Origin of the sequence: Streptomyces sp. NPDC090025, assembly GCF_044748125.1 — a bacterium.
Lineage (GTDB): Bacteria > Actinomycetota > Actinomycetes > Streptomycetales > Streptomycetaceae > Streptomyces.
The window spans coordinates 24,090-45,515 of record NZ_JBIVFL010000024.1; the positions used below are offsets into that span (position 1 = coordinate 24,090).

At 72.3% G+C, this 21,426-nt stretch carries 22 protein-coding genes; 11 read left to right on the top strand and 11 right to left on the bottom strand.

The window, feature by feature from the left end; translation table 11 throughout:
* Positions 1-29: 29 nt before the first annotated feature.
* A complete protein-coding gene (gene tyrS, locus ACIPXM_RS34545) occupies positions 30-1,298 on the top strand; it encodes a tyrosine--tRNA ligase (RefSeq protein WP_401663847.1) in 1,269 nt (422 codons plus the stop codon).
* Positions 1,299-1,397: 99 nt separating this feature from the next.
* Here tyrS and ACIPXM_RS34550 read toward each other — a convergent pair whose 3' ends face one another.
* Positions 1,398-1,673, bottom strand: a complete 276-nt coding sequence (locus ACIPXM_RS34550; protein WP_401663956.1) for a GlsB/YeaQ/YmgE family stress response membrane protein — start codon at positions 1,671-1,673, stop codon at positions 1,398-1,400.
* A gap of 166 nt (positions 1,674-1,839) precedes the next feature.
* Between ACIPXM_RS34550 and ACIPXM_RS34555 the strand changes: the two genes are divergently transcribed.
* Both ACIPXM_RS34555 and ACIPXM_RS34560 read left to right on the top strand, forming a co-directional pair.
* Positions 1,840-2,214, top strand: a complete 375-nt coding sequence (locus ACIPXM_RS34555) for a DUF3099 domain-containing protein (protein ID WP_401663850.1) — start codon at positions 1,840-1,842, stop codon at positions 2,212-2,214.
* Between the two features lie 190 nt (positions 2,215-2,404).
* Positions 2,405-2,626, top strand: a complete 222-nt coding sequence (locus ACIPXM_RS34560; RefSeq protein WP_401663853.1) for a hypothetical protein — start codon at positions 2,405-2,407, stop codon at positions 2,624-2,626.
* Between the two features lie 56 nt (positions 2,627-2,682).
* Here ACIPXM_RS34560 and moaA read toward each other — a convergent pair whose 3' ends face one another.
* The 3 genes from moaA to ACIPXM_RS34575 form a co-directional block, all read right to left on the bottom strand.
* On the bottom strand, positions 2,683-3,672 hold the full coding sequence (moaA, locus tag ACIPXM_RS34565) for a GTP 3',8-cyclase MoaA (protein WP_401663855.1): 990 nt from the start codon (positions 3,670-3,672) through the stop codon (positions 2,683-2,685).
* Positions 3,673-3,861: 189 nt separating this feature from the next.
* A complete protein-coding gene (locus ACIPXM_RS34570) occupies positions 3,862-5,514 on the bottom strand; it encodes a cation acetate symporter (RefSeq protein ID WP_401663858.1) in 1,653 nt (550 codons plus the stop codon).
* Positions 5,511-5,894 carry a DUF485 domain-containing protein gene (locus ACIPXM_RS34575; RefSeq protein WP_401663861.1) on the bottom strand — a complete coding sequence of 128 codons (384 nt, stop codon included), beginning with the start codon at positions 5,892-5,894 and terminating at the stop codon, positions 5,511-5,513. The genes ACIPXM_RS34570 and ACIPXM_RS34575 overlap by 4 nt, the downstream gene beginning before the upstream one ends.
* A 303-nt stretch (positions 5,895-6,197) precedes the next feature.
* On the opposite strand from ACIPXM_RS34575, the gene ACIPXM_RS34580 reads away from it, so the two are divergent.
* Positions 6,198-7,745 (top strand): S8 family peptidase, encoded by a 1,548-nt coding sequence (locus ACIPXM_RS34580; protein WP_401663864.1) that lies wholly within the window; start codon positions 6,198-6,200, stop codon positions 7,743-7,745.
* 68 nt (positions 7,746-7,813) lie between these two features.
* A complete protein-coding gene (locus ACIPXM_RS34585) occupies positions 7,814-9,187 on the top strand; it encodes a CoA transferase (RefSeq protein WP_401663866.1) in 1,374 nt (457 codons plus the stop codon).
* 24 nt (positions 9,188-9,211) lie between these two features.
* Here the strand turns inward: ACIPXM_RS34585 and ACIPXM_RS34590 are convergent, their stop codons facing one another.
* The 7 genes from ACIPXM_RS34590 to ACIPXM_RS34620 form a co-directional block, all read right to left on the bottom strand.
* Complete coding sequence (locus ACIPXM_RS34590; protein ID WP_401663868.1) at positions 9,212-10,258, bottom strand: zinc-dependent alcohol dehydrogenase family protein; 1,047 nt, start codon at positions 10,256-10,258, stop codon at positions 9,212-9,214.
* Positions 10,259-10,388: 130 nt separating this feature from the next.
* Positions 10,389-10,760 (bottom strand): VOC family protein, encoded by a 372-nt coding sequence (locus tag ACIPXM_RS34595; RefSeq protein WP_401663870.1) that lies wholly within the window; start codon positions 10,758-10,760, stop codon positions 10,389-10,391.
* Positions 10,761-10,813: 53 nt separating this feature from the next.
* On the bottom strand, positions 10,814-11,539 hold the full coding sequence (locus tag ACIPXM_RS34600) for a VIT family protein (protein WP_401663872.1): 726 nt from the start codon (positions 11,537-11,539) through the stop codon (positions 10,814-10,816).
* Between the two features lie 24 nt (positions 11,540-11,563).
* A complete protein-coding gene (locus ACIPXM_RS34605) occupies positions 11,564-12,790 on the bottom strand; it encodes an amidohydrolase family protein (protein WP_401663874.1) in 1,227 nt (408 codons plus the stop codon).
* Positions 12,787-14,070 (bottom strand): amidohydrolase family protein, encoded by a 1,284-nt coding sequence (locus tag ACIPXM_RS34610; RefSeq protein WP_401663876.1) that lies wholly within the window; start codon positions 14,068-14,070, stop codon positions 12,787-12,789. Before ACIPXM_RS34610 ends, ACIPXM_RS34605 begins: the two co-directional genes overlap by 4 nt.
* Positions 14,071-14,082: 12 nt before the next feature.
* Positions 14,083-14,967 carry an SDR family NAD(P)-dependent oxidoreductase gene (locus ACIPXM_RS34615; RefSeq protein WP_401663879.1) on the bottom strand — a complete coding sequence of 295 codons (885 nt, stop codon included), beginning with the start codon at positions 14,965-14,967 and terminating at the stop codon, positions 14,083-14,085.
* Positions 14,967-15,767 (bottom strand): acetoacetate decarboxylase family protein, encoded by an 801-nt coding sequence (locus ACIPXM_RS34620; RefSeq protein ID WP_401663881.1) that lies wholly within the window; start codon positions 15,765-15,767, stop codon positions 14,967-14,969. The genes ACIPXM_RS34615 and ACIPXM_RS34620 overlap by 1 nt, the downstream gene beginning before the upstream one ends.
* A 115-nt stretch (positions 15,768-15,882) precedes the next feature.
* On the opposite strand from ACIPXM_RS34620, the gene ACIPXM_RS34625 reads away from it, so the two are divergent.
* The 6 genes from ACIPXM_RS34625 to ACIPXM_RS34650 all read left to right on the top strand — a co-directional run bounded on the left by ACIPXM_RS34625 (position 15,883) and on the right by ACIPXM_RS34650 (position 21,393).
* Positions 15,883-16,512, top strand: a complete 630-nt coding sequence (locus ACIPXM_RS34625) for a TetR/AcrR family transcriptional regulator (protein ID WP_401663884.1) — start codon at positions 15,883-15,885, stop codon at positions 16,510-16,512.
* Positions 16,513-16,637: 125 nt separating this feature from the next.
* Positions 16,638-17,612, top strand: a complete 975-nt coding sequence (locus tag ACIPXM_RS34630; RefSeq protein ID WP_401663886.1) for a DEDDh family exonuclease — start codon at positions 16,638-16,640, stop codon at positions 17,610-17,612.
* 63 nt (positions 17,613-17,675) lie between these two features.
* Positions 17,676-17,909 (top strand): hypothetical protein, encoded by a 234-nt coding sequence (locus ACIPXM_RS34635; RefSeq protein WP_401663888.1) that lies wholly within the window; start codon positions 17,676-17,678, stop codon positions 17,907-17,909.
* 69 nt (positions 17,910-17,978) lie between these two features.
* Complete coding sequence (locus tag ACIPXM_RS34640; protein ID WP_401663890.1) at positions 17,979-18,803, top strand: SURF1 family protein; 825 nt, start codon at positions 17,979-17,981, stop codon at positions 18,801-18,803.
* 39 nt (positions 18,804-18,842) lie between these two features.
* Complete coding sequence (locus ACIPXM_RS34645) at positions 18,843-20,633, top strand: glycoside hydrolase family 15 protein (RefSeq protein WP_401663893.1); 1,791 nt, start codon at positions 18,843-18,845, stop codon at positions 20,631-20,633.
* Between the two features lie 4 nt (positions 20,634-20,637).
* The gene (locus tag ACIPXM_RS34650) at positions 20,638-21,393 is read left to right on the top strand and encodes an SDR family oxidoreductase (RefSeq protein WP_401663895.1); all 756 of its coding nucleotides are present in this window, start codon (positions 20,638-20,640) and stop codon (positions 21,391-21,393) included.
* Positions 21,394-21,426: the final 33 nt, after the last annotated feature.

Below are 21,426 nucleotides of genomic sequence, written 5' to 3' on the forward strand. Positions count from 1 at the left end.
GCCAAACCTCACCGAGGAGACTGACGATCGTGACCGACATCGTCGACGAGCTGAAGTGGCGTGGGCTCTTCGCCCAGTCCACCGACGAAGAGGCCCTGCGCAAGGCGCTCGCGGACGGTCCCGTCACGTTCTATTGCGGTTTCGACCCGACCGCGGCCAGTCTCCACGTCGGGCACCTGGTCCAGGTCCTCACCGTCCGCCGGCTCCAGCAGGCCGGGCACCGGCCGCTGGCGCTGGTCGGCGGGGCCACCGGTCAGATCGGTGACCCGCGGCCGACCGCCGAGCGCACCCTGAACGACCCGGAGACGGTCGCGAACTGGGTGAACCGGCTGCGGACGCAGATCGAGCCGTTCCTGTCCTTCGAGGGCGAGAACGCGGCGGTCATGGTGAACAACCTGGACTGGACCGCCGGAATGTCGGCGATCGAGTTCCTGCGGGACATCGGCAAGCACTTCCGGGTCAACAAGATGCTGACCAAGGACTCCGTGGCCCGCCGCCTGGAGTCCGAGCAGGGCATCAGCTACACCGAGTTCAGCTACCAGCTGCTGCAGGGCATGGACTTCCTCGAGCTGTACCGGCGGTACGGCTGCACGCTCCAGCAGGGCGGCTCGGACCAGTGGGGCAACCTGGTGGCCGGGCTCGACCTGATCCACCGGCTGGAGCCGGAGGCGCACGCCCACGCGCTGGCGACGCCGCTGATGGTCAAGGCCGACGGCACCAAGTTCGGCAAGACCGAGGGCGGCGCGGTCTGGCTGGACCCGGAGATGACGACGCCGTACGCGTTCTACCAGTTCTGGCTGAACGTGGACGACCGGGACATCTCGACGTACATGCGGATCCTGTCCTTCCAGTCCCGCGAGGAGCTGGAGGAGCTGGAGAAGGTGACGGCCGAGCGGCCGCAGGCCCGGGCGGCGCAGCGCGCGCTGGCCGAGGAGCTGACCACGCTGGTGCACGGCGCCGACCAGTGCCGGGCCGTGATCGACGCCTCCAAGGCGCTGTTCGGCCAGGGCGAGCTGGCCGACCTCGACGCGCCGACGCTGGCCGCCGCGCTGTCCGAGCTGCCGCGCGCCCAGGTGGCGGAGCCCGGCCTGGTCGTCGACCTGTTCGCCGAGGTCGGTCTGGCGCCGAGCAAGTCGGCGGCCCGCCGCACGGTGAAGGAGGGCGGCGCCTACGTGAACAACGTCAAGGTGACCGCCGAGGACGCCCAGGTGTCGGCGGACCAGCTGCTGCACGGCCGCTGGCTGGTGCTGCGCCGGGGCAAGAAGAACCTGGCGGCGATCGAGGTCGTCGCGGGCTGAGCGACCCGTACACCCACCGGAGGCCCGGTACGCGCGCGAGCGCCGTACCGGGCCTCCGGTGTATGCGGTGTGTGTGCCGCGCGTGTGCCGTGCGGGGGCTCAGGTGCGCTGTTTGTTGCCGCGCATCGCCGCCCAGACCATGTCCCCCACGCCCACCACGGCGATCGCGCCGATCAGCTGGAGGAGGTGCCGGGTCCAGTCGATGCCCTTCGTGTCATTGACTCCGATCCAGGTCGCGATCGCGTTGCCGAGCACACTGCCCAGAATGCCGAACACGGTCGTCAGCCAGAGCGGGATCTGCTGCTTGCCCGGCAGGATCGCCTTCGCGATCAGACCCAGGACGAAGCCCACAATGATCGCCCACAACCAACCCATCGTCGCCTCCTCGTGCGCATGTGTGCCCAGTCTCGGCCCATCGGCCATACGGCGCATGTCGGACGACTCCATACGTGCCCCGGCCTCCCCGGGCCGGGGCGGCGGGCGTACCGTGGCAGGAGGTCCGGACCGGGGAGAGTCCGGCGCAGTCGGGTGGTGGAATGTGATGCGGAAGCATGGCGGTACCGAGGTCTTCCGGATCACCGGTGCCCGGCAGGGGCTCGCCGACGACGTCCGGGGCAGACAGCGCCGGTACGTGATCTCGATGTCGGTCCGCACCCTGTCGGTGATCGCCGCGGCCTCGCTCTGGAACGTGCAGCGACCGGTGGCGATCGTGGCCCTGGTGGTGGGCGCGCTGCTCCCCTACGTCGCGGTGGTGATCGCCAACGCGGGCCGGGAGAACGCCCCTTCGCTGCCGTCGACCTACCTCACCGCGCCGGTGCGGCCGGCCCTCGGCACGGGCCGGGAAGCGGCGGGCGAGCGGGGCGATACGGAATACCATACGGAAAGCGCGTACCTCCGGGGCGATCACGCTGGGTGAGCGTCGAGCTCACGAAAAGCTCAGATCAATCATGAAGTTCCGGTGCACCGCACCCCATTCGCCGTGACATACTGCCTACGCGCTCCGCATCCCCCGTCGGAGCGACGGACCGATGCCGGGCAGCTCCCCCCGTGGCTGCTCGGCATCGCCCTTGCTGGACAATGATCAGGTGATCCTGGGTCCAGAGAGCGTGAGCGAAGAGAAGCCGATCTGTTCCGCGAAGGGCTGCCGGGCGGATGCCGTCTGGGTCCTCGCCTGGAACAACCCCAAACTGCACACGCCGGAGCGGCGCAAGACGTGGCTCGCGTGCGACGAGCACCGCGAGCACCTCTCCCAGTTCCTGGGTGTACGGGGTTTCCTGAAGGACGTCGTCCCGCTCGCCGAGTGGGAAGAGCCCGGCACCGCCGACTGAGCGCCGGGGGCCGACGTCGACCGGGCGCCCGCTGACCACCGTCCGAGCGGGAGCCCTCAGCCGCCGATCGCCGACATCGGGCGGTCGGGCTGGAGGAAGCTCGGGTCGTCGAGGCCCGAGCCGGCCTTCTTGCCCCACATCGCCTTCCGCCAGATCTCCGCGACCACCGCGTCCGGCGCGTCCGAGCGCAGCGTGGCCCGCAGGTCGGTCTCCTCGGTGGCGAACAGGCAGTTGCGCACCTGGCCGTCGGCGGTGAGCCGGGTCCGGTCGCAGGCCCGGCAGAACGGCCGGGTCACCGAGGCGATCACGCCGACGGTGGCCGGGCCGCCGTCGACCAGCCAGCGCTCGGCGGGCGCGGAGCCGCGCTCGCCCTCGCCCTCGGCGGTGAGGGTGAAGCGGGTGCGCAGCGACTCCAGGATGTCCCCGGCGGTGATCATGCCGTCGCGCTTCCAGCCGTGCTGGGCGTCCAGCGGCATCTGCTCGATGAAGCGGAGCTCGTACTCCTGCTCCACCGCCCAGGCCAGCAGGTCGGGGGCCTCGTCCTCGTTGAGCCCGGGCATCAGGACGGCGTTGACCTTGACCGGGGTGAGGCCCGCTTCGCGCGCGGCGGCCATGCCGTCGAGCACGTCCTGGTGGCGGTCGCGGCGGGTGAGGGTCTTGAAGACCTCGGGGCGCAGGGTGTCGAGGGAGACGTTGACCCGGTCGAGACCGGCCGCCTTCAGGGCGACGGCGGTGCGCTTGAGTCCGATGCCGTTGGTGGTGAGGGACAGCTTCGGGCGGGGTTCGAGGGCGGCGCAGCGCTCCACGATGCCGACCAGGCCGGGGCGCAGCAGCGGCTCACCGCCGGTGAAGCGGACCTCGGTGACACCGAGCTCGGTGACCGCGATCCGGACCAGCCGGACGATCTCGTCGTCGGTCAGCAGATCGGGCTTGGCCAGCCACTGCAGGCCCTCCTCGGGCATGCAGTAGGTGCAGCGCAGATTGCACCGGTCGGTGAGGGAGACCCGCAGGTCCGTCGCGACGCGGCCGTAGGTGTCGATGAGCATGGGACCCCTCCCCCTTCTCTTCCGGCGTCCGGCGTCCGGCGTCCGGTTTCTTCGCCTCGTGTTCGAGCCTACGTGACCCGTATGACATCGGGCACGGGCCGATTGTCACGAGGACGGCACCGGCCGCGTCGTAGAACCATACGACGCGGCCGGTGCCGTACTGCCGGAGGATTGCGGAACGTGTGCGGGTCAGTGCGCTCCGACGCCGGTGAGGGACTTGACCTCCAGCTCCGCGTACTTGCCCGCGTCCGGCTTTTCCTTGGAGAGGACCGAGCCGAGCCAGCCGAGCAGGAAGCCGAGCGGGATGGAGACCAGGCCGGGGTTCTCCAGCGGGAACCAGTAGAAGTCCACGCTCTTGAACATCGAGGTGGGCTTGCCGGAGACGACCGGCGAGAACAGCACCAGGACGACCGCCGAGATCAGGCCGCCGTAGATCGACCAGAGCGCGCCGGTGGTGGTGAAGCGCTTCCAGAAGAGGCTGTAGAGGATCGTCGGCAGGTTGGCGGAGGCGGCGACCGCGAAGGCGAGGGCGACGAGACCGGCGACGTTGAGGTCGCGGGCGAGGGCGCCGAGCGCGATCGAGACGACGCCGATGAGGACGGTGGCCCAGCGGGCGGCCCGTACCTCTTCCTTCTCGGTGGCCTGGCCGCGCCGGATCACGTTCGCGTAGATGTCGTGCGCGAAGGACGACGACGAGGCGAGGGTGAGTCCGGCGACGACGGCGAGGATGGTCGCGAAGGCGACCGCCGAGATCACCGCGAGCAGGATCGAGCCGCCGGTGGAGCCCGCGCCGCCGCCGATCTCCAGGGCGGCGAGCGGGGCCGCCGTGTTGCCCGCCTTGTTGGAGGCGATGATGTCGCTGTTCTTCAGGAGCGCGGCGGCACCGAAGCCGAGGACGATCGTCATCAGGTAGAAGGCGCCGATGATGCCGATGGCCCAGTTGACCGACTTACGGGCGGCCTTCGCGGTCGGCACCGTGTAGAAGCGGATCAGGATGTGCGGGAGTCCGGCGGTGCCGAGGACGAGCGCGATGCCGAGGGACAGGAAGTCCAGCTTCGAGGTGCCGGTGGCGCCGTACTTCAGGCCGGGCTTGAGGAAGGCGTCGCCCTTGCCGCTGTTGGTGGCGGCGGCGCCGAGCAGCTCCGAGACGTTGAAGTGGAACTTCAGCAGGATCAGGAAGGTGATCAGGAGGGTGCCCGCGATGAGCAGCACGGCCTTGACCATCTGGACCCAGGTGGTGCCCTTCATGCCGCCGATGGTCACGTACACGATCATCAGCAGGCCGACCAGGGCGACGATCGCGACCTTGCCGCCGTCGCTGGTGATGCCGAGCAGCAGCGAGACGAGGACGCCCGCGCCCGCCATCTGGGCGAGCAGGTAGAAGATCGAGACGACGATGGTGGAGGTGCCGGCGGCGGTACGGACCGGGCGCTGGCGCATCCGGTAGGCGAGGACGTCGCCCATGGTGAAGCGGCCGGAGTTGCGCAGCGGCTCGGCGACCAGGAGCAGGGCGACCAGCCAGGCCACCAGGAAGCCGATGGAGTAGAGGAAGCCGTCGTAGCCGAACAGCGCGATGGCGCCCGCGATGCCGAGGAAGGACGCGGCGGACATGTAGTCGCCGGAGATCGCCAGGCCGTTCTGGAAGCCGGTGAACTGGCGGCCGCCCGCGTAGAAGTCGGCGGCGCTCTTGGTCTGCCGGCCGGCCCACACGGTGATGGCGAGGGTGGCGACCACGAAGGCCGCGAAGAGGCTGATGATCAGCGGGCGGTGCTCGGTGGTCGCGTTGGCCGCCTGGAGCAGCCAGGGGCCGCCGTCGTACGCCGCGTCATGGGCGAGGGTCATGCGCCGGCCTCCGTACGGGATTCCATCTCCTGCTTGATGGCCTCGGCCTGCGGGTCGAGACGGTTCGCCGCGTGCCGCGAGTACAGCCAGGCGATGAGGAAGGTGGTCAGGAACTGGCCGAGCCCGAGGACGAGGGCGACGTTGATGTTCCCGACGACCTTGGTGCCCATGAAGCCGCCCGCGTAGTTGGACAGCAGCACGTACAGCAGGTACCAGGCGATGAAGGCGACGGTCAGGGGGAAGGCGAAGGAGCGGTAGGTGCGCCGCAGCTCGCCGAACTCGGCGCTCTGCTGCACCTCGACGAACTCCTCCGTCGTGGGCCGGGCGGGTGCGGCGCCTTCCGTACTGCTTCTGGGTGGCGGCGGTGCGTCGGTGGCCACGGTCTCTCCTCGAGATCCTTGCGATCCGTGCGATCCAGGGGACGCGGATGCGGTGGGCATGGACAAAAGGGGCCTCGCTGGGGAAAGGGGACCGGAGTCCGGTGTGGAGCTCCTCCCCTGCTCAACGGCACGGAGCGCGGTGCGAAGTGGTTCACGAGAGTGGTTTTCTTTCGCCCGATCTTCATGAAGTCTTCTCAACTCATTGATGGGCGGGGAAGATCAGCGATAACTTCGCTCGTCATGCACCTGCCCGCGCACGCTCCGTGCCGGGCAGTACAGACGTACGGATGATGTGGAGAACCCATGGCTCATCTGGGATCGCGGCGCGGCCGAGTACTCGCTCTGCCCGTCGGACTCGCGCTCACGGCTTCACTCGGATTCCTGCCCTCCGGCGCGGCCTCCGCCGCCGAGGCGAGCGGCGCGCCGAAGGCCGCGGCGGTCACCGAGGGACCGCAGCTCAGCTATGTCGTGAACATCGCGGGCGGGGACAGGACCGCCCGCTCGGTGAAGAAGGCGATCGCCGCCGCGGGCGGCGAGGTGCTCGTCTCGTACGACCGGATCGGCGTCATCGTCGTCCACTCGAAGAACCCCGACTTCGCGCCCGTCATACGCAAGGCCCGTGGCGTGGTGTCGGCGGGCGCGACCCGGACGGCTCCGCTCTCCGCCCAGTCCGCGTTCGCCGACGACTCGGTGGGCGGCGCCGCGCAGGCGCTGACCCCGGCCGAGGTGAAGGCCGCCGCGGCCGCCGCGTCGGACGACCAGGACCCGCTGGAGCCGTTGCAGTGGGACCTGCCGGCCATCAAGGCCGACAAGGCGCACCAGAAGACCCTGGGCAGCAAGCGGGTCACCGTCGGCATCATCGACACCGGTGTGGACGACACCCACCCGGACCTGGCGCCGAACTTCAACGCCGCCGCGTCCGCGAACTGTGTCAGCGGCAAGGCCGACACGACGCCGGGTTCGTGGCGTCCGAAGCCGGGCGAGAGCGACCACGGCACGCACGTCGCGGGCACCATCGGCGCCGCCAAGAACGGCGTCGGCGTCACCGGTGTCGCGCCGGGCGTGAAGCTGGCGGGCATCAAGGTCTCCACCCCGGACGGCTTCTTCTACACCGAGGCCGTGGTCTGCGGCTTCATGTGGGCGGCCGAGCACGGTGTCGACGTCACGAACAACAGCTACTACACCGACCCGTGGATGTTCGCGTGCAAGGACGACGCGGACCAGAAGGCGCTCATCGAGGCGGTCACCCGGGCCACCCGGTACGCCGAGCGCAAGGGCACGGTCAATGTGGCGGCGGCGGGCAACTCGGCGTTCGACCTGGCGGCCGACTCGATCGTGGACGACAGCAGCCCGAACGACACCACTCCGGGGCACCGGGTCATCGACCCGAAGAAGTGCCTCGACTACCCGGCGATGCTGCCGGGTGTGGTGACGGTCTCGGCGACCGGCGCGAAGGACCTGAAGGCGTCGTACTCGAACTACGGCCTCGGGGTCATCGACGTGGCGGCGCCGGGCGGCGACCGCACCGCGTACCAGCCGCCGCAGGCGCCCGCGACCAACGGTCTGATCCTGTCGACCACGGTCAACGGCGGCTACAACTACAAGGCCGGTACGTCGATGGCGTCGCCGCACGTGGCGGGCGTCCTCGCGCTGCTGAAGTCGACCCACCCGAAGGCGAGCCCGGCGGCGCTGAAGGCGATGCTCTACGCCCAGGCGGACGACCGCGCCTGCACCAACCCGTACGACATCGACGGCAACGGCACGGTCGACGCGGTGTGCGAGGGCGGCAAGCACAAGAACGGCTTCTACGGGGCCGGGATCGTGGACGCGCTGGACGCGGTCCGCAGGTAGTCCCGGCACCACAAGGACCGCCCGTGGCACCTGGTGCCACGGGCGGTTCGTGCGTCCATAGTGGGCCCATGGAAGACGTGGATCACGTGCACTCGGTGCACGAAGGCACGGTCCGTACGGGTACGGGTACGGGTACGGGTACGGGTACGGCGTCGTTGTGGTCGCTGCTGGGCGGCGATCCGGCGCTGCTCGGCCGGGTCGGGTACGGCGGGGTCTCCGGTCTGCTGCCCGCCCGGCTGCCGGTGATGGACCTGGCGCGGGCGACGGTCGCGGTGTGCGCGCTGGCGGCGGCGGAGCGGGCCGGGCTGCCGGGGCCGGTACGGGTCGACGACGGGGCGGTGGCCACCGCCTTCGTGAGCGAGCGGCACCTCCGGGTGGACGGCCGGGCACCGGAGTCCTTCGCGCCGCTGTCACGGTTCTGGCGGGCGGCCGACGGCTGGGTCCGCACCCACGCCAACTACCCCCACCACAAAGCCGCGTTGCTCGCCGCGCTCGGCACCGGGGACGCGGTGGACGCGGTGGCGGCGGCGATCGCCGAGCGGACGGCCGTGGACGTCGAGACGGCGGTGTACGGGGCCGGGGGCCTCGCGGTGGCGCTGCGGACGCCCGAGGAGTGGGCCGGGCACGAGCAGGGCCGGGCGGTCGCCGCGCGTCCGCTGCTCGCCCGGGAACGGCTCGACGAGGCGGCGCCGCGCGCCCGGTCGGGCCGGTTGCGGGTGCTCGACCTGACCCGGGTGATCGCGGGCCCGGTCGCCACCCGGACCCTGGCGCTGCTCGGCGCGGACGTGCTGCGGGTGGACCCGCCGGGCCGCCCGGAACTGCCGGACCAGCACGCCGACACGGACATCGGGAAGCGGACGGTCTCGCTCGACCTGGCGCGCCCCTCGGACCGCCGCACCTTCGGTGAACTCCTCGACACGGCCGACGTCCTGGTGACCGGCTACCGGCCGGGCGCGCTCGACCGCTTCGGCCTCGGGGACGACCTCGGGGGCCCTGGCGGCACGCGGCCGGGTCTGGTGGTCGCGCGGCTGTCCGCCTGGGGCGACTACGGCCCGTGGGGCGAGCGGCGCGGCTTCGACAGCCTGGTGCAGGTGGCGACGGGGCTCGCGGTGACGGAGGGTTCGGCGGCCGAGCCGGGCGCGCTCCCGGCGCAGGCCCTGGACCACGGCACCGGTTATCTGCTGGCGGCGGCGGTGCTGCGCGCGCTGACCGAGCAGGACCGGGAGGGCGGCAGCCGACTGGTGCGGCTCGCGCTCGCGCAGACCGGGCACTGGCTGAGCCACGGGCTGCCCCGGTACGAGCCGGAGCGGTACCTCGCCGCGTCGGACGGGCCGCTGGGGCGGCTGCGGTACGCCCGCTCCCCGGTGGCGTACGAGGGTGGCCCGGCGGACTGGTCGCGGCCGCCGGGCCGGTGGGGCGCGGACGCCCCGGGGTGGCTCTGACCGGGCCCGAGGGCCCGCCCTGACTTACGGCTTGACGAGGACCTTGAGGGCGGTGCGCTCGTCCATGGCGCGGTAGCCGCCGGGGACGCCGTCGAGGTCCACGGTGAGGTCGAAGACCGGGGAGGGGTCGACGGTGCCGTCGAGGACGTCGGGGAGCAGCTCGGGGATGTAGGCGCGGACCGGGGCGACGCCGCCGCGCAGGGCGATGTTGCGGTCGAACATCACGGAGAGGTCCAGGCCGGTGCCGCTGCCGTGCGGGACACCGACGTAGCCGATGGCGCCGCCGTCGCGGGTGATGGCGACGGCGGTGCGCATGGACTGCTCGGTGCCGACGGCCTCGATGACGGCGTGGGCGCCCTGGCCGCCGGTGAGCTCGCAGACGGCGGCCTCGGCGGCCTCGCCGCGCTCGGCGACGACGTCGGTGGCGCCGAAGCGGCGGGCGATGTCGGTGCGGGCGGTGTGCCGGCCGAGCGCGATGATCCGCTCGGCGCCGAGCCGCTTGGCGGCGAGGACGCCGCACAGGCCGACGGCGCCGTCGCCGACGACGGCGACGGTGGAGCCGGGCTTCACCCCGGCGCCGAGGGCGGCGTGGTGGCCGGTGCCGAGGACGTCGGAGAGCGCGAGCAGGGCGGTGAGCAGGTGGTCGTCGGATGCGGCGTCGGCGGGCAGCTTGACCAGGGTGCCGTCGGCGTAGGGGACCCGGACGGCCTCGCCCTGGCCGCCGTCGGAGCCGACGGTGCCGCCCCAGAAGCCGCCGTTGGGGCAGGAGGTCTGGAGGCCCTCGGCGCAGTAGTCGCAGGAGCCGTCGGACCAGACGAAGGGGGCGACGACGAGGTCGCCCTTGGCGAAGCCGCGGACGTCCTGGCCGGTCTCCTCGACGATGCCGAGGAACTCGTGGCCGATCCGCTGGCCGGGCTGGCGGGCGGACTCGCCGCGGTAGGCCCACAGGTCGCTGCCGCAGACGCAGGCGCGCAGCACCCGGACGACGACGTCGGTGGTCTCCTTGACGACCGGGTCGGGCACGTCCTCCACGCGCAGGTCGAAGGGGGCGTGGATGGTGGTGGCGCGCATGGGCGGACGTTCCTCGCTGTGCTGGTGCTCGGGGATGCTCGGGGGGTCGGGAGCCGATGGTCCGCGCTCAGGGGGTGGCGGCGCGGACCACGGTGGTACGACATTCACCGTACATCGCTCGGAGCGATTCTCAGCCGCGGGCCGACAGGCAGAACGGGTGCCCGGCCGGATCGGTCAGGACCCGCCAGCGGTCTTCCTCGGGCTGGTGCTCCGGCTTGCCCGCGCCCAGTTCCAGGAGCCATGCCTCGGCCTCGTCCAGGTCGTCGACGTCGAAGTCGAAGTGGAACTGCTGGGGAACGGTCTGGTCGGGCCAGCGGGGAGCGCGGTAGTCGTCGACCCGCTGGAAGCCTATGAGGAGCCCGTCCTCGCCCTGGAGACCGGCGAAGTCGGCGTCGGACTTCGGGTGCGGGACGAGGCCGGTGGCCCGCTGGTAGAAGGCGGCCAGTGCCAGCGGGTCCGGGCAGTCGAGGTTGATGGCGGAGAGCTTCATCTTCGGGGGCATGGCGGGCTCCTGACCGGCCGGGGGCGTTCGCGGCGTCACACACTAACGGGCCGTCACACCCCCACCGCCCCCAGCAACGACCCCGCCCCGTACGTCACCGCCATCGCCAGCGCCCCGCCGCCCACGTTGCGGAGCAGCGCCCGGGGAACCGGGGCCGCGCCCAGGCGGGCCGAGGTCCAGCCGGTGAGGGTGAGGGCGGCGAGGACCGAGAGGACGGTGATCCAGAGGCGGTGGGCGGGAGAGGGGAGGACGATCGCGAGGAGGGGGAGGAGGGCGCCGACCGTGAAGGCGAGGAAGCTGGCGACGGCCGCGTGCCAGGGGTTGGTGAGGTCGTCCGGGTCGATGCCGAGCTCCACGCGCGCGTGGGCGCGCAGGGCGTCGCGGGCGGTGAGCTGTTCGGCGGCCTCGCGGGCGACGTCCGGGGTGAGGCCGCGGGCGGCCAGCAGCTCGGTGAGTTCGGTGAGTTCGGCCTCCGGCTGCTCGCGCAGTTCGCGGCGTTCGGTGGCGAGCGCCGCCTTCTCCGAGTCGCGCTGGGTGGAGACGGAGACGTACTCCCCCGCCGCCATCGACATGGATCCGGCGAGCAGCCCGGCGAGGCCCGCGGTGAGCAGCGCGGAGCGGGAGCCGGTGGCGCCCGCCACGCCGACGACGAGGCCCGCGGTGGAGACGACTCCGTCGTTGGCTCCGAGCACGGCGGCCCGGAGCCAGCTGAGCCGGGAGCCGAGGCCGCCGCCGTGGGCCTCGTCGTGTACGGGTGCGGGCACGGGCGCTTCAGTCATCCTTCGAGCGTCGCACCCGTGGCCTCACCAGACGCGCACCGACCCGCCCGGTGCGAAGGCCGGGCTGGTGGCGCCCGCCGGGACCTCCGTCAGCGGCCGGGCGATCTCCTCGACGGTCGGCCCGTGGACGGCGGCGAGCGCGTCCAGGAGGGCGAGGTCGAAGCCGTACACGCGGGCCGCGTTGCCGCCGACCATGGCGGCGACCTCCTCCCGGGGCAGTCCGGCGTAGGCGATCCGCAGGCCCTCCCGGGAGTACGGCGTGGTGCCCTCGTCGTGCGGGTAGTCGGCGCCCCACATGATCTTGTCGAGGCCGATCCGGTCGCGCAGCGGCACCTCGTGCGGGCGCATGAAGCTGGCGCCGACGAAGCAGTTGTCCCGCCACACCTCGCCGGGGCCCTTGCCCATCGCCTCGGCGAGTCCGGCGCCGAACTTGGACTCGGCGGTGGCCGCCTTCGCCGAGGCCGCGACCAGCCGCCCGTGGTAGTAGTCCAGCATCTGCAGCACGCCGGGGATCCAGCCGGAGCCCTGCTCGGTGAGGACCAGTTTGAGACCGGGGTGGCGGCGGAAGGCGCCGCCGAAGATCAGGTGCCACAGCGCCCGGTGCGAGAACCAGGTGGTCTCCACCATGAACACCGCCCGGGCGGCCGGTTCGTCGCCGAGCGGCGGTGACGCGGAGCCGCCGTGGTGGTTGACCGGGACGTCGAGTTCCGCGCAGACCGCCCAGATCGGGTCGTACGCCTCCGAGTACAGCTCCGGCACCGGTGAGCCCGGCGGGACGCCCGGCAGCAGGATGCCGCCGGTGAGTCCGGCCTCGCGGGTCCTGCGGATCTCGGCGACGGCCGCGTCGACGTCGTTGAGCAGGATCTGTGTCACGCCCGCCCGGCGTCCGGGGGCGTCGGCGCAGAAGTCGGCCAGCCAGCGGTTGTGCGCCTGGAGTCCGGCCCAGCGCTGCGCGTACTCGGCGCGGGTCGGCGGCTGCGCCATCAGCGACGCCTTGGGGAAGAACGGCGGGATGGTGTTGGGGAAGACGACCTCGGCGACGATGCCGTCCGCCTCCAGTTCGCGCAGCCTGCGCTGCGAGTTCCAGTTGCGGTCGGCGGTGTCGGCGAGCAGGTCCTCGTACGGGTTGACGTAGGTCGCCGCCCAGGCGTCGAAGTCGTCGTGGTGCTTCTTCTCCAGGTACGGCTTGTAGTCCAGGAGGTCGGCGCCGGCGTGGCAGTCGGCGGAGACGACGGTGTAGCGGTCGGTCACGGCGTCACTCCCAGGGCCGGGAAGTCGTGGTCGGTGAGCCAGTGGCGGCCGACCTCGCGGGAGCGGGCCCAGGACGCCTCGACGGCGGCCTGGTCGGCGCTCTGGCCGAGTTCGGCGGGGGTGGGTCCGATCCGCCGGGCGATCGGGGCCAGTTTCCCGGTGTCGAAGCCGAACACCTCGGCGGCGGCGAGGCCGAGCATCCGCCGGGTCTCCTCGACCGGGATGTCGTGGAAGGTGTCCCGCAGCCACCCGCGGGTGCGCGGCCAGGTGCCCTCGGGGTGCGGGAAGTCGGAGCCCCACAGGATGTTGTCGACGCCGATCTCGTAGCGCTGGGCGAGTTCCCTGCGCTTGGTGTTGGTGGCGCAGATGAACATCTGCCGGTCCAGGTACTCGCTGGGCGGGCGCTTCAGCTCGGCGAACGGCGAGAGCTTCTTGCCGCCGTGCGCGCCGAGGTAGAGCCGGTCCATGAACCACAGCAGGTTCGGCAGCCACCAGCAGCCGGATTCGGCGACGCCGAACTTCAGGCCGGGGTGCCGCTCGAACACGCCGGACCAGAGCAGGAACCACAGCGGGCGGGCCGGCCAGAAGGTGACCTCGGAGACGTAGATGCCGAGGTGGTCGCCGTACTCCTCGCGCGGTGCGGCGCCCGAGTGGGTGACCACGGGCATCGCGGTCTCGGCGGCGGCCGCCCACACCGGGTCGTAACGGCGGTCGTGGTAGGGCGCCTTGTCCACCCACATGGAGGGGATCATCAGCGCGCCGAGCCCGGACTCCTTGGCCCGGTGGATCTCCGCGACGACCTCCTTGGGGTCGGCGGTCACCGGCAGCAGCGCCACCCCGCAGTGGCGTTCCGGGTTCTGTGCCACGAACTCGGCGAGCCAGCGGTTGTGCGCCTTGGCGCCCGCCATGCCGAGCTCGGGGTCCTGGTCGCCGGAGAGGCCGAGGCCGACGCCGAAGGGCGCGGCGGTCTGGCTGTCGACGGCGTCCGCGTCGGGGAAGACCACCTCGGCGGCGACGCCGTCGCCGTCGAGTTCCTTGATGCGCTGCGCGGTGTCCCAGCCGCCGCGCAGCCCTTCCTCGTTGTCGCTGAACCACTTGTCGGCGAATGCCTCGTTGCGCACCCCGAGCCGGGTCATGGCCTCGCGGCGGGCGTCCCGCCCGGCGAGGAAGTCGTCGAAGGCGCGGTGGAAGCGGGAGTCGAGATAGGGCCGGTACTCCTCGGTGGGGAGCCCGGCGTGACAGTCGGACGAGATGATCAGATACGGGTCCTCGTGGCTCATGGCCAGGCCCTCTCAGTCGAGGATGAAGCTCTCCAGGTACGACGGGGCGGCGCGGTCGAGCATCGACTGCGAGCGCGCCCTGATCTGCCGGTCGCTGTGCTCGCTCGCCGGGAGCATCCAGAACCGGTCGGCCCTGATGCCGTCGACGACGTGCCCGGCGACCTCCTCCACGGGGGTGAAGGCGACCTCGTGCCCGGCCTCCTTCATCGCCGTCTCCCACTGGTCGAGACTGCGGTACGGGGTGCGGCGCGGGCGCTCCTTGGCGAACCGGTCGGGCCGGTTGCGGTGCGACTCCCACAGGCCGGTGCGCAGCATGTGCGGGCCGGGGAACAGCACCGAGGCGGTCACCTGGGCGCGTTCGGCCTTGAGGTGGGCGTAGAGCGACTCGGTCATGGTGACGACGGCGGACTTGGTGACCGCGTAGACGGAGGCGGTGGGCAGCGGTGCGATGCCGCCGTCGCCGGATGAGGTGTTGACGATGTGGCCGGGTTCGCCGCCCGCGATCATCCGGGGCACGAACGCCTGGATGCCGTGGAAGACGCCCCACACGTTGACCGCGAAGGCCCACTTCCAGTCGTTGGGCTCGTGCTCCCACATCCGGCCCTCGGCGCCGGAGCCGACGCCCGCGTTGTTGCAGAGCACGTGGACGGCGCCGAAGGTGTCGTACGCGGCGTCGGCGAAGGCCCGTACGGAGTCGGCGTCGCTGACGTCGACCGTCCGGGCGAGGATCTGCGCGCCGTCCGCCATCAGTTCCTCGGCGGCCTTGGCGAGCGGAGCCTCCTCGACGTCGCCGAGGACGACGGAGAGCCCTTCGGCGGCGAACCTGCGGGCCATGGCGAGGCCGATGCCGCTGGCGGCGCCGGTGACGACGGCGACCTGTCCCTCTCGGAGTTCCATCAGCCGGCGCTCCCCTCGGGCGGGGCGTCGAGCGCCTGCTGCGGGTCGTCGTAGCGCTGGTGGAGGAAGGGCAGCAGGGCGCTGGGGTCGATCCGCTCGACCACCCGGCCCTTCTGGTCGGTGGTCTTCTCGCCGATGGTGATCTCGACCAGGCGGCGCACCGGGAGGTCGGCGACCGGGTCGTACATCGACTCGCGGAGCACCACGTCGCCGGTGATCCGCTCCAGCTTGCGGACCTTCTCGTTGCGCACGCAGTGCACCAGGACCGGGTCGCCGTCGAAGCCGGAGCCGTCGACGGCGGGCAGGAACTTGAAGTAGAAGTCGGTCTTCTCGGTGGGCTCGGGCGGGGTCAGTTCCTCGGAGACGGCGCCGCGCACCTCGACGAAGGCGATGCCGTGCCGGGCGAGCCGGGCGGTGACGACGAGGCCCTCGCGTTCGACGGTGACCTCGCCGAGCTTCTTCGGTTCGCCGAAGACCTCCCGGCCGCCGGTCAGGGCGCGCTCGTGGGTCATCGGCATGACCAGCGGGTACCAGCCCTCCTGGGCGCCGTGGGCGGCGGCGACCGCGACGGAGCCCGCGCCGAGCGGGTAGCCGGGCAGGTCGACCTTGCTGATGTTGGCGCGGACCAGTGGGCGTCCGGCCGGTTTGAGCGGCGGCGGCAGGACGGCCGCGATGACGTCCGGGTCGGTCTCCCAGACGGCGACGACGCCGGTGGACCAGATGTCGGGGATCTTGGCGCTCTTGGCGCGTGTGGCGGCGATCTCCGCCTCGGTGCGCGCCCCGTACCGTACTCGTGCCATGACGTACCACCCTTCGGAAAGGTCGGGAAGGTATCGGCCTGTAACACAGTTACACCGGTGGCCCGGCGGGGTAAAGAGCCGTGCACGGACGAGAGTTGGGGGAGACCGGAAACCGATGGCACGCAGCGCACTGACCCGCGACGGGGTCCTGGACACGGCGGCCGCCCTGGTCAGGGAGCACGGCCCGGCCGCCCTCACCATGCGGCGGCTGGCCGCCGAGCTGGGCACCGCCGTCACCTCGATCTACTGGCACGTCGGCAACCGCGAGCAGCTGCTCGACGCCCTCGTCGAGCGCACCGTGGCCGACCTCGGCACGCTGCGCCCGCACGGCGCCGACCCGGCCGAGCGGATCGTCTCGGTGGCCCTGCTGCTGCGCCGCGCGCTGCGCGACCGGCCGCACCTGGTCGCCATGGTGCACGAACGGGGCCTCACGGAACGCATGTTCCTGCCCGCGCAGCGGGCCCTGATCCACGAGGCGCACGCGGCCGGGCTGCGCGGCGGGCGGGCCGCCGAGCTGGTCCGCGCGGTGCAGTTCCAGGTGGTCGGCCATGTCCTGGTGGAACGCAACCGGGAGCGCTCCCCCGCCCAGTCCCCGGCCGAGACCGAGCTGTGGGCGACCGATCCGGTCACCGCCCAGGCCACCGAGGCCGATCCGGAGCTCGCCCGGACGCTGGCCGAGCCGGTGGACACGGAACACCTCTTCGTGCTGGGTGTACGGGCGCTGGTGACCGGCCTGTTGGGGTGAACCGCGGCCCCGCCGGGGCGCCCGGACGGGCGGTCCGGGGCGGCCGCGACCGGTGCCGTGGAGACGATTCCGGCCGCGCGGAACGGCACCGCGCGTCCGAGTGTCCGTCCCGGCCCGTATTCTCAGTGACCATGCTCGACGACCGCACGACCGCAGCGACCTGGCCGGCCGCGTACCCACAGGGGTACGCGGTCGTCGACGTGGAGACCACCGGTCTCGCCCGCGACGACCGGATAGTGTCGGCCGCCGTCTACCGGCTCGACGCCCAGGGCAACGTCGAGGACCACTGGTACACCCTGGTCAACCCCGAGCGGGACCCGGGACCGGTGTGGATCCACGGGCTCACCAGCGACCTCCTGGAGGGCGCGCCGCTGTTCCCGGAGATCGCCGCGGAGTTCTCGGCGCGGCTCGACGGCCGGGTGCTCGTCGCGCACAACGCGATGTTCGACTGGCAGATGATCGCCCGCGAGTACGCGCGCGCCGAGGCGACCGCGCCGGTGCGGCAGCGGCTGTGCACCATCGCGCTGTCCAAGGAGCTGTCACTGCCGCTGCCCAACCACAAGCTGGAGTCGCTGGCCGCGCACTTCGGCGTGGTGCAGCAGCGCGCGCACAACGCGCTCGACGACGCCCGGGTGCTCGCCGAGGCGTTCCGGCCGAGCCTGCACGCCGCCGCCGAGCGGGGCGTACGGCTGCCGCTCCTGGAGTGCCGCCCGCTGACCGAGTGGGCGTCGGCGCCCGAGCGCCCGCGGATCGGCTACCAGGCTTCGTACCGCCCGAACACCTGGCGTCCGGCCCGGAAGCGGCCGCCGTGCCCGTACCCGAACCCGGGACGGTACGAGACGGACAAACCGCTCAAGCAGGGCATGCGGGTGGCGTTCTCCGGGGACACCTCCATCGACCGCGAGCTCCTGGAGGACCGCACGGTCGAGGCCGGGCTGCACGTGGCGTCGAGCGTGTCGCGGCTCACCAGCCTGCTCGTCACCAACGACCCGGACGCCGCCACCTCCAAGACCCAGAAGGCGGCCGCCTACGGCACGCCGGTGATCGACGAGGCCGCGTACACCCAGCTGCTGCGGGACGTGGCGGCGGCAGACGGGTGACGGCCCTGCGGCACAGGGCGCGCCGTCCGGGCCGCGCCCCGGCCTGGCACCACCCTGTGGCGCATGGCACGTTGTGAGGTCTGCGGAAACGATTACGGCATGTCCTTCGAGGTGCACGCGCAGGGCGCGGTGCACGTCTTCGACTGCTTCGCCTGCGCCATCCACCGCATGGCGCCCATCTGCGAGCACTGCCGGGTCCAGATCATCGGCCAGGGCGTCGAGGTCCAGGGCAGCTGGTACTGCGGGGCGCACTGCGCCCGCGCCGAGGGGCGGGTGGGGATCGTCGACAAGGTGTGAGCGCGGGGTCCGGGCCCGCTGGGCCGACCCCCGTGCCACCGTCCCACGACCGAGTTGTACGGTCATGGGGTGTACCGCTTCCTGTTGTCCCGGCAGTGGGTGATCCTCACCCTCATCGCCCTCGTCCTCATCCCCGTGATGATCGAGCTGGGGTTCTGGCAGTTCCACCGGCACGAGCGCCGGGTCGCCCAGAACACCCTGATCGCGGACAACCTCGCGGCGAAGCCGGTCCCGGTCGAGCGGCTCACCTCCCCCGGGCACACCGTCCCGCGCGCCGACTACTGGCGGCACGTCACCGCCACCGGCACCTTCGACACCGAGCACGAGGTCGTGGTGCGCCGCCGGGTCGCCGCGGACGAGCGGGTCGGCGTGCACGTGCTCACCCCGCTGGTCCTGAAGGACGGCGGGATCGTCCTGGTCAACCGGGGCTGGATCCCGCAGTCCGGCAACCAGCGCGACTTCCCCGACGTGCCGCCCGCGCCCAAGGGCGAGATCACCGTGACCGGCCGCCTGATGGCCGACGAGACCACCGGCGCCAGCGGCATCAAGGACCTCAAGGGCCTGCCCGACCGTCAGGTCATGCTGATCAGCAGCGCCCAGCAGGCGGCGCTGATCGGCCGCCCGGTGCTCGGCGGCTATCTGGAGCAGACCGCGCCGGACTCCCCCGGCGGCTCGCCCGAGCTGATCCCGGACCCGGACCACGACTCGATCGGCGCGCACATGGCGTACGCGGTCCAGTGGTGGCTGTTCACCGCCGGTGTCCCGGTGGGCTGGGTGATCCTGGTGCGGCGCGAGAAGCGCGACCGGCAGGCCGCCGCCGAGACCGCCGCCGCCGACACCGACGGGGCCGAAGGGGCCGACGGGGCCGCGGAGCCGGCCGGGGCGACCGCCTGATCTGATTGACCGTCGCCACTTGCGGGAACAGCCCAAAGCGTGACGCAACGTATCGACGACTATGCCCTGATCGGCGATCTGCAGACCGCCGCGCTCGTCGGCCGCGACGGCTCGGTCGACTGGCTCTGTCTGCCACGCTTCGACTCCGCCGCCTGTTTCGCCGCCCTGCTCGGGGACGAGGACAACGGGATGTGGCGGATCGCCCCCAAGGGCGCCGGCCGCTGCACCACACGTCGCTACGTCGAGGACACCCTGGTCCTGGAGACCTTCTGGGAGACCCGCACCGGCACCGTCAAGGTCGTCGACTTCATGCCGCAGCGCGACCGCGCCCCCGATCTGATGCGGATCGTGGAGGGCGTCAGCGGCACCGTCGACATGAGCTCGGTGCTGCGGCTGCGCTTCGACTACGGCTCGATCGTGCCCTGGATGCGCCGCAACGACGGCCACCGGGTGGCGATCGCCGGACCCGACGCGGTCTGGCTGCGCAGCGAGCCGCAGGTGAAGACCTGGGGCCAGCAGTTCTCCACCTGCTCGGCGTTCACCGTGAGCGCGGGCCAGAAGGTGGCCTTCGTGCTCACCTGGCACCCTTCGCACGAACCGCGCCCCGACCTCGTCGACCCCTTCGAGGCGCTGGAGCAGTCGGTCGCCGACTGGCGCGACTGGTCCGCCCGCTGCGGCTACCAGGGGCCCTACCGGGACGCCGTGATGCGCTCCCTGATCACCCTGAAGGCACTCACCTACGCGCCGACCGGCGGCATCGTCGCCGCGCCCACCACCTCGCTGCCCGAGGAGATCGGCGGGGTGCGCAACTGGGACTACCGGGCCTGCTGGCTGCGCGACTCCTCGCTCACCCTCGGCGCGCTGCTGTCCGCCGGGTACGTCGAGGAGGCGGCGGCCTGGCGGGACTGGCTGCTGCGCGCGGTGGCGGGCGATCCCGCCGACCTCCAGATCATGTACGGCCCGGCGGGCGAGCGGCGGCTGCCCGAGTCGGCACTGCCCTGGCTGCGCGGCTACGCCGACTCGGCCCCGGTGCGCACCGGGAACGCGGCCGTCGAACAGCTCCAGCTCGACGTCTACGGCGAGGTGCTCGACTCGCTGTTCCGGGCCAGGGACGCCGGGATCCCGGCCGAACGGCACGCCTGGAACCTCCAGCTGAGCCTGCTCGGCTTCCTGGAGTCGACCTGGCGGGAGCCCGACGAGGGGCTGTGGGAGGTGCGCGGCGGGCGGCGGCACTTCACCCACTCCAAGGTGATGGCCTGGGTGGCGGCCGACCGGGCGGTGCGCACCCTGGAGGACGATCCCTCGCTGCCGGGCGACCCGGCCCGCTGGCGGGCGATGCGCGACGAGATCCACGCGGAGGTCTGCGCGCGGGCCTTCGACCCGGTGCGGAACACCTTCACGCAGTCGTACGGCTCGCGCGAGCTGGACGCGGCGACCCTGCTGATCCCGCAGGTCGGCTTTCTGCCGCCGGACGACCCCCGGGTGGTCGGGACGGTCGACGCGGTACGGGCCGAGCTCACCCACGACGGCCTGGTGCGCCGCTACTCGACGGAGGGCGTCTCGGTGGACGGGCTGCCCGGCGAGGAGGGCACCTTCCTGGTCTGCTCGTTCTGGCTGGCGGACGCGCTGCGGCTGACCGGCCGGGTGAAGGAGGCCAGGGAGCTGTTCGAGCGGCTGGTCGGACTGTGCAGCGACGTGGGGCTGCTCGCCGAGGAGTACGACCCGGTGACGGGCCGCCAGCTGGGGAACTTCCCGCAGGCGTTCAGCCACATCGGCCTGGTCGGCACGGCGTTCGCGCTGGCCGCCGAGGAGGACGACGCGGCAGGATAGGGCCATGGATCTTGGACTGAAGGACCGTGTGTACGTGGTGACCGGCGCGACCCGCGGGCTCGGCCGGGCCTCCGCCGAGGCGCTGCTCGCCGAGGGCGCGAAGGTGCTGCTGACCGGGCGCGAGGAGGAGACGGTCGCGGAGGCGGCGGCCGCGCTCGGCCCGGACGCGGCGGGCGTCGCCGCCGACAACGCCGACCCGGCGACGCCCGGGCGGCTGATCGCCGAGGCGCGGTCCCGGTTCGGCGCGTTCGACGGGGTGCTGATCAGCGTGGGCGGCCCCGCGCCCGGCTTCGCCGCCGACAACACCGACGAGCAGTGGTCGAGCGCCTTCGACACGGTGTTCCTGGGCGCGGTACGGCTGGCCAGGGCGGCGGCCGAGGCGCTGCCGGAGGGCGGGGTGATCGGCTTCGTGCTGTCCGCCTCGGTGCACGAGCCGATCTCCGGCCTCACGATCTCCAACGGGCTGCGCCCGGGTCTCGCGGGCTTCGCCAAGTCGCTCGCCAACGACCTGGGCCCGCGCGGCATCCGGGTGGTCGGGCTGCTGCCGAACCGGATCGACACCGACCGGGTGCGCTCGCTCGACGCGCTGTCCGGCGACGCGGAGGCGGCCAAGGCGGCGAACGAGGCGGGGATCCCGCTGCGCCGCTACGGCACCCCGGACGAGTTCGGCCGTACCGCCGCGTTCCTGCTCTCCCCCGCCGCCTCGTACCTGACCGGTGTGATGCTGCCGGTGGACGGCGGCGCGCGCGGCGGCTTCTGACGCCCGGGCAGGCCGTGGGCCCGGCCGGTGGGC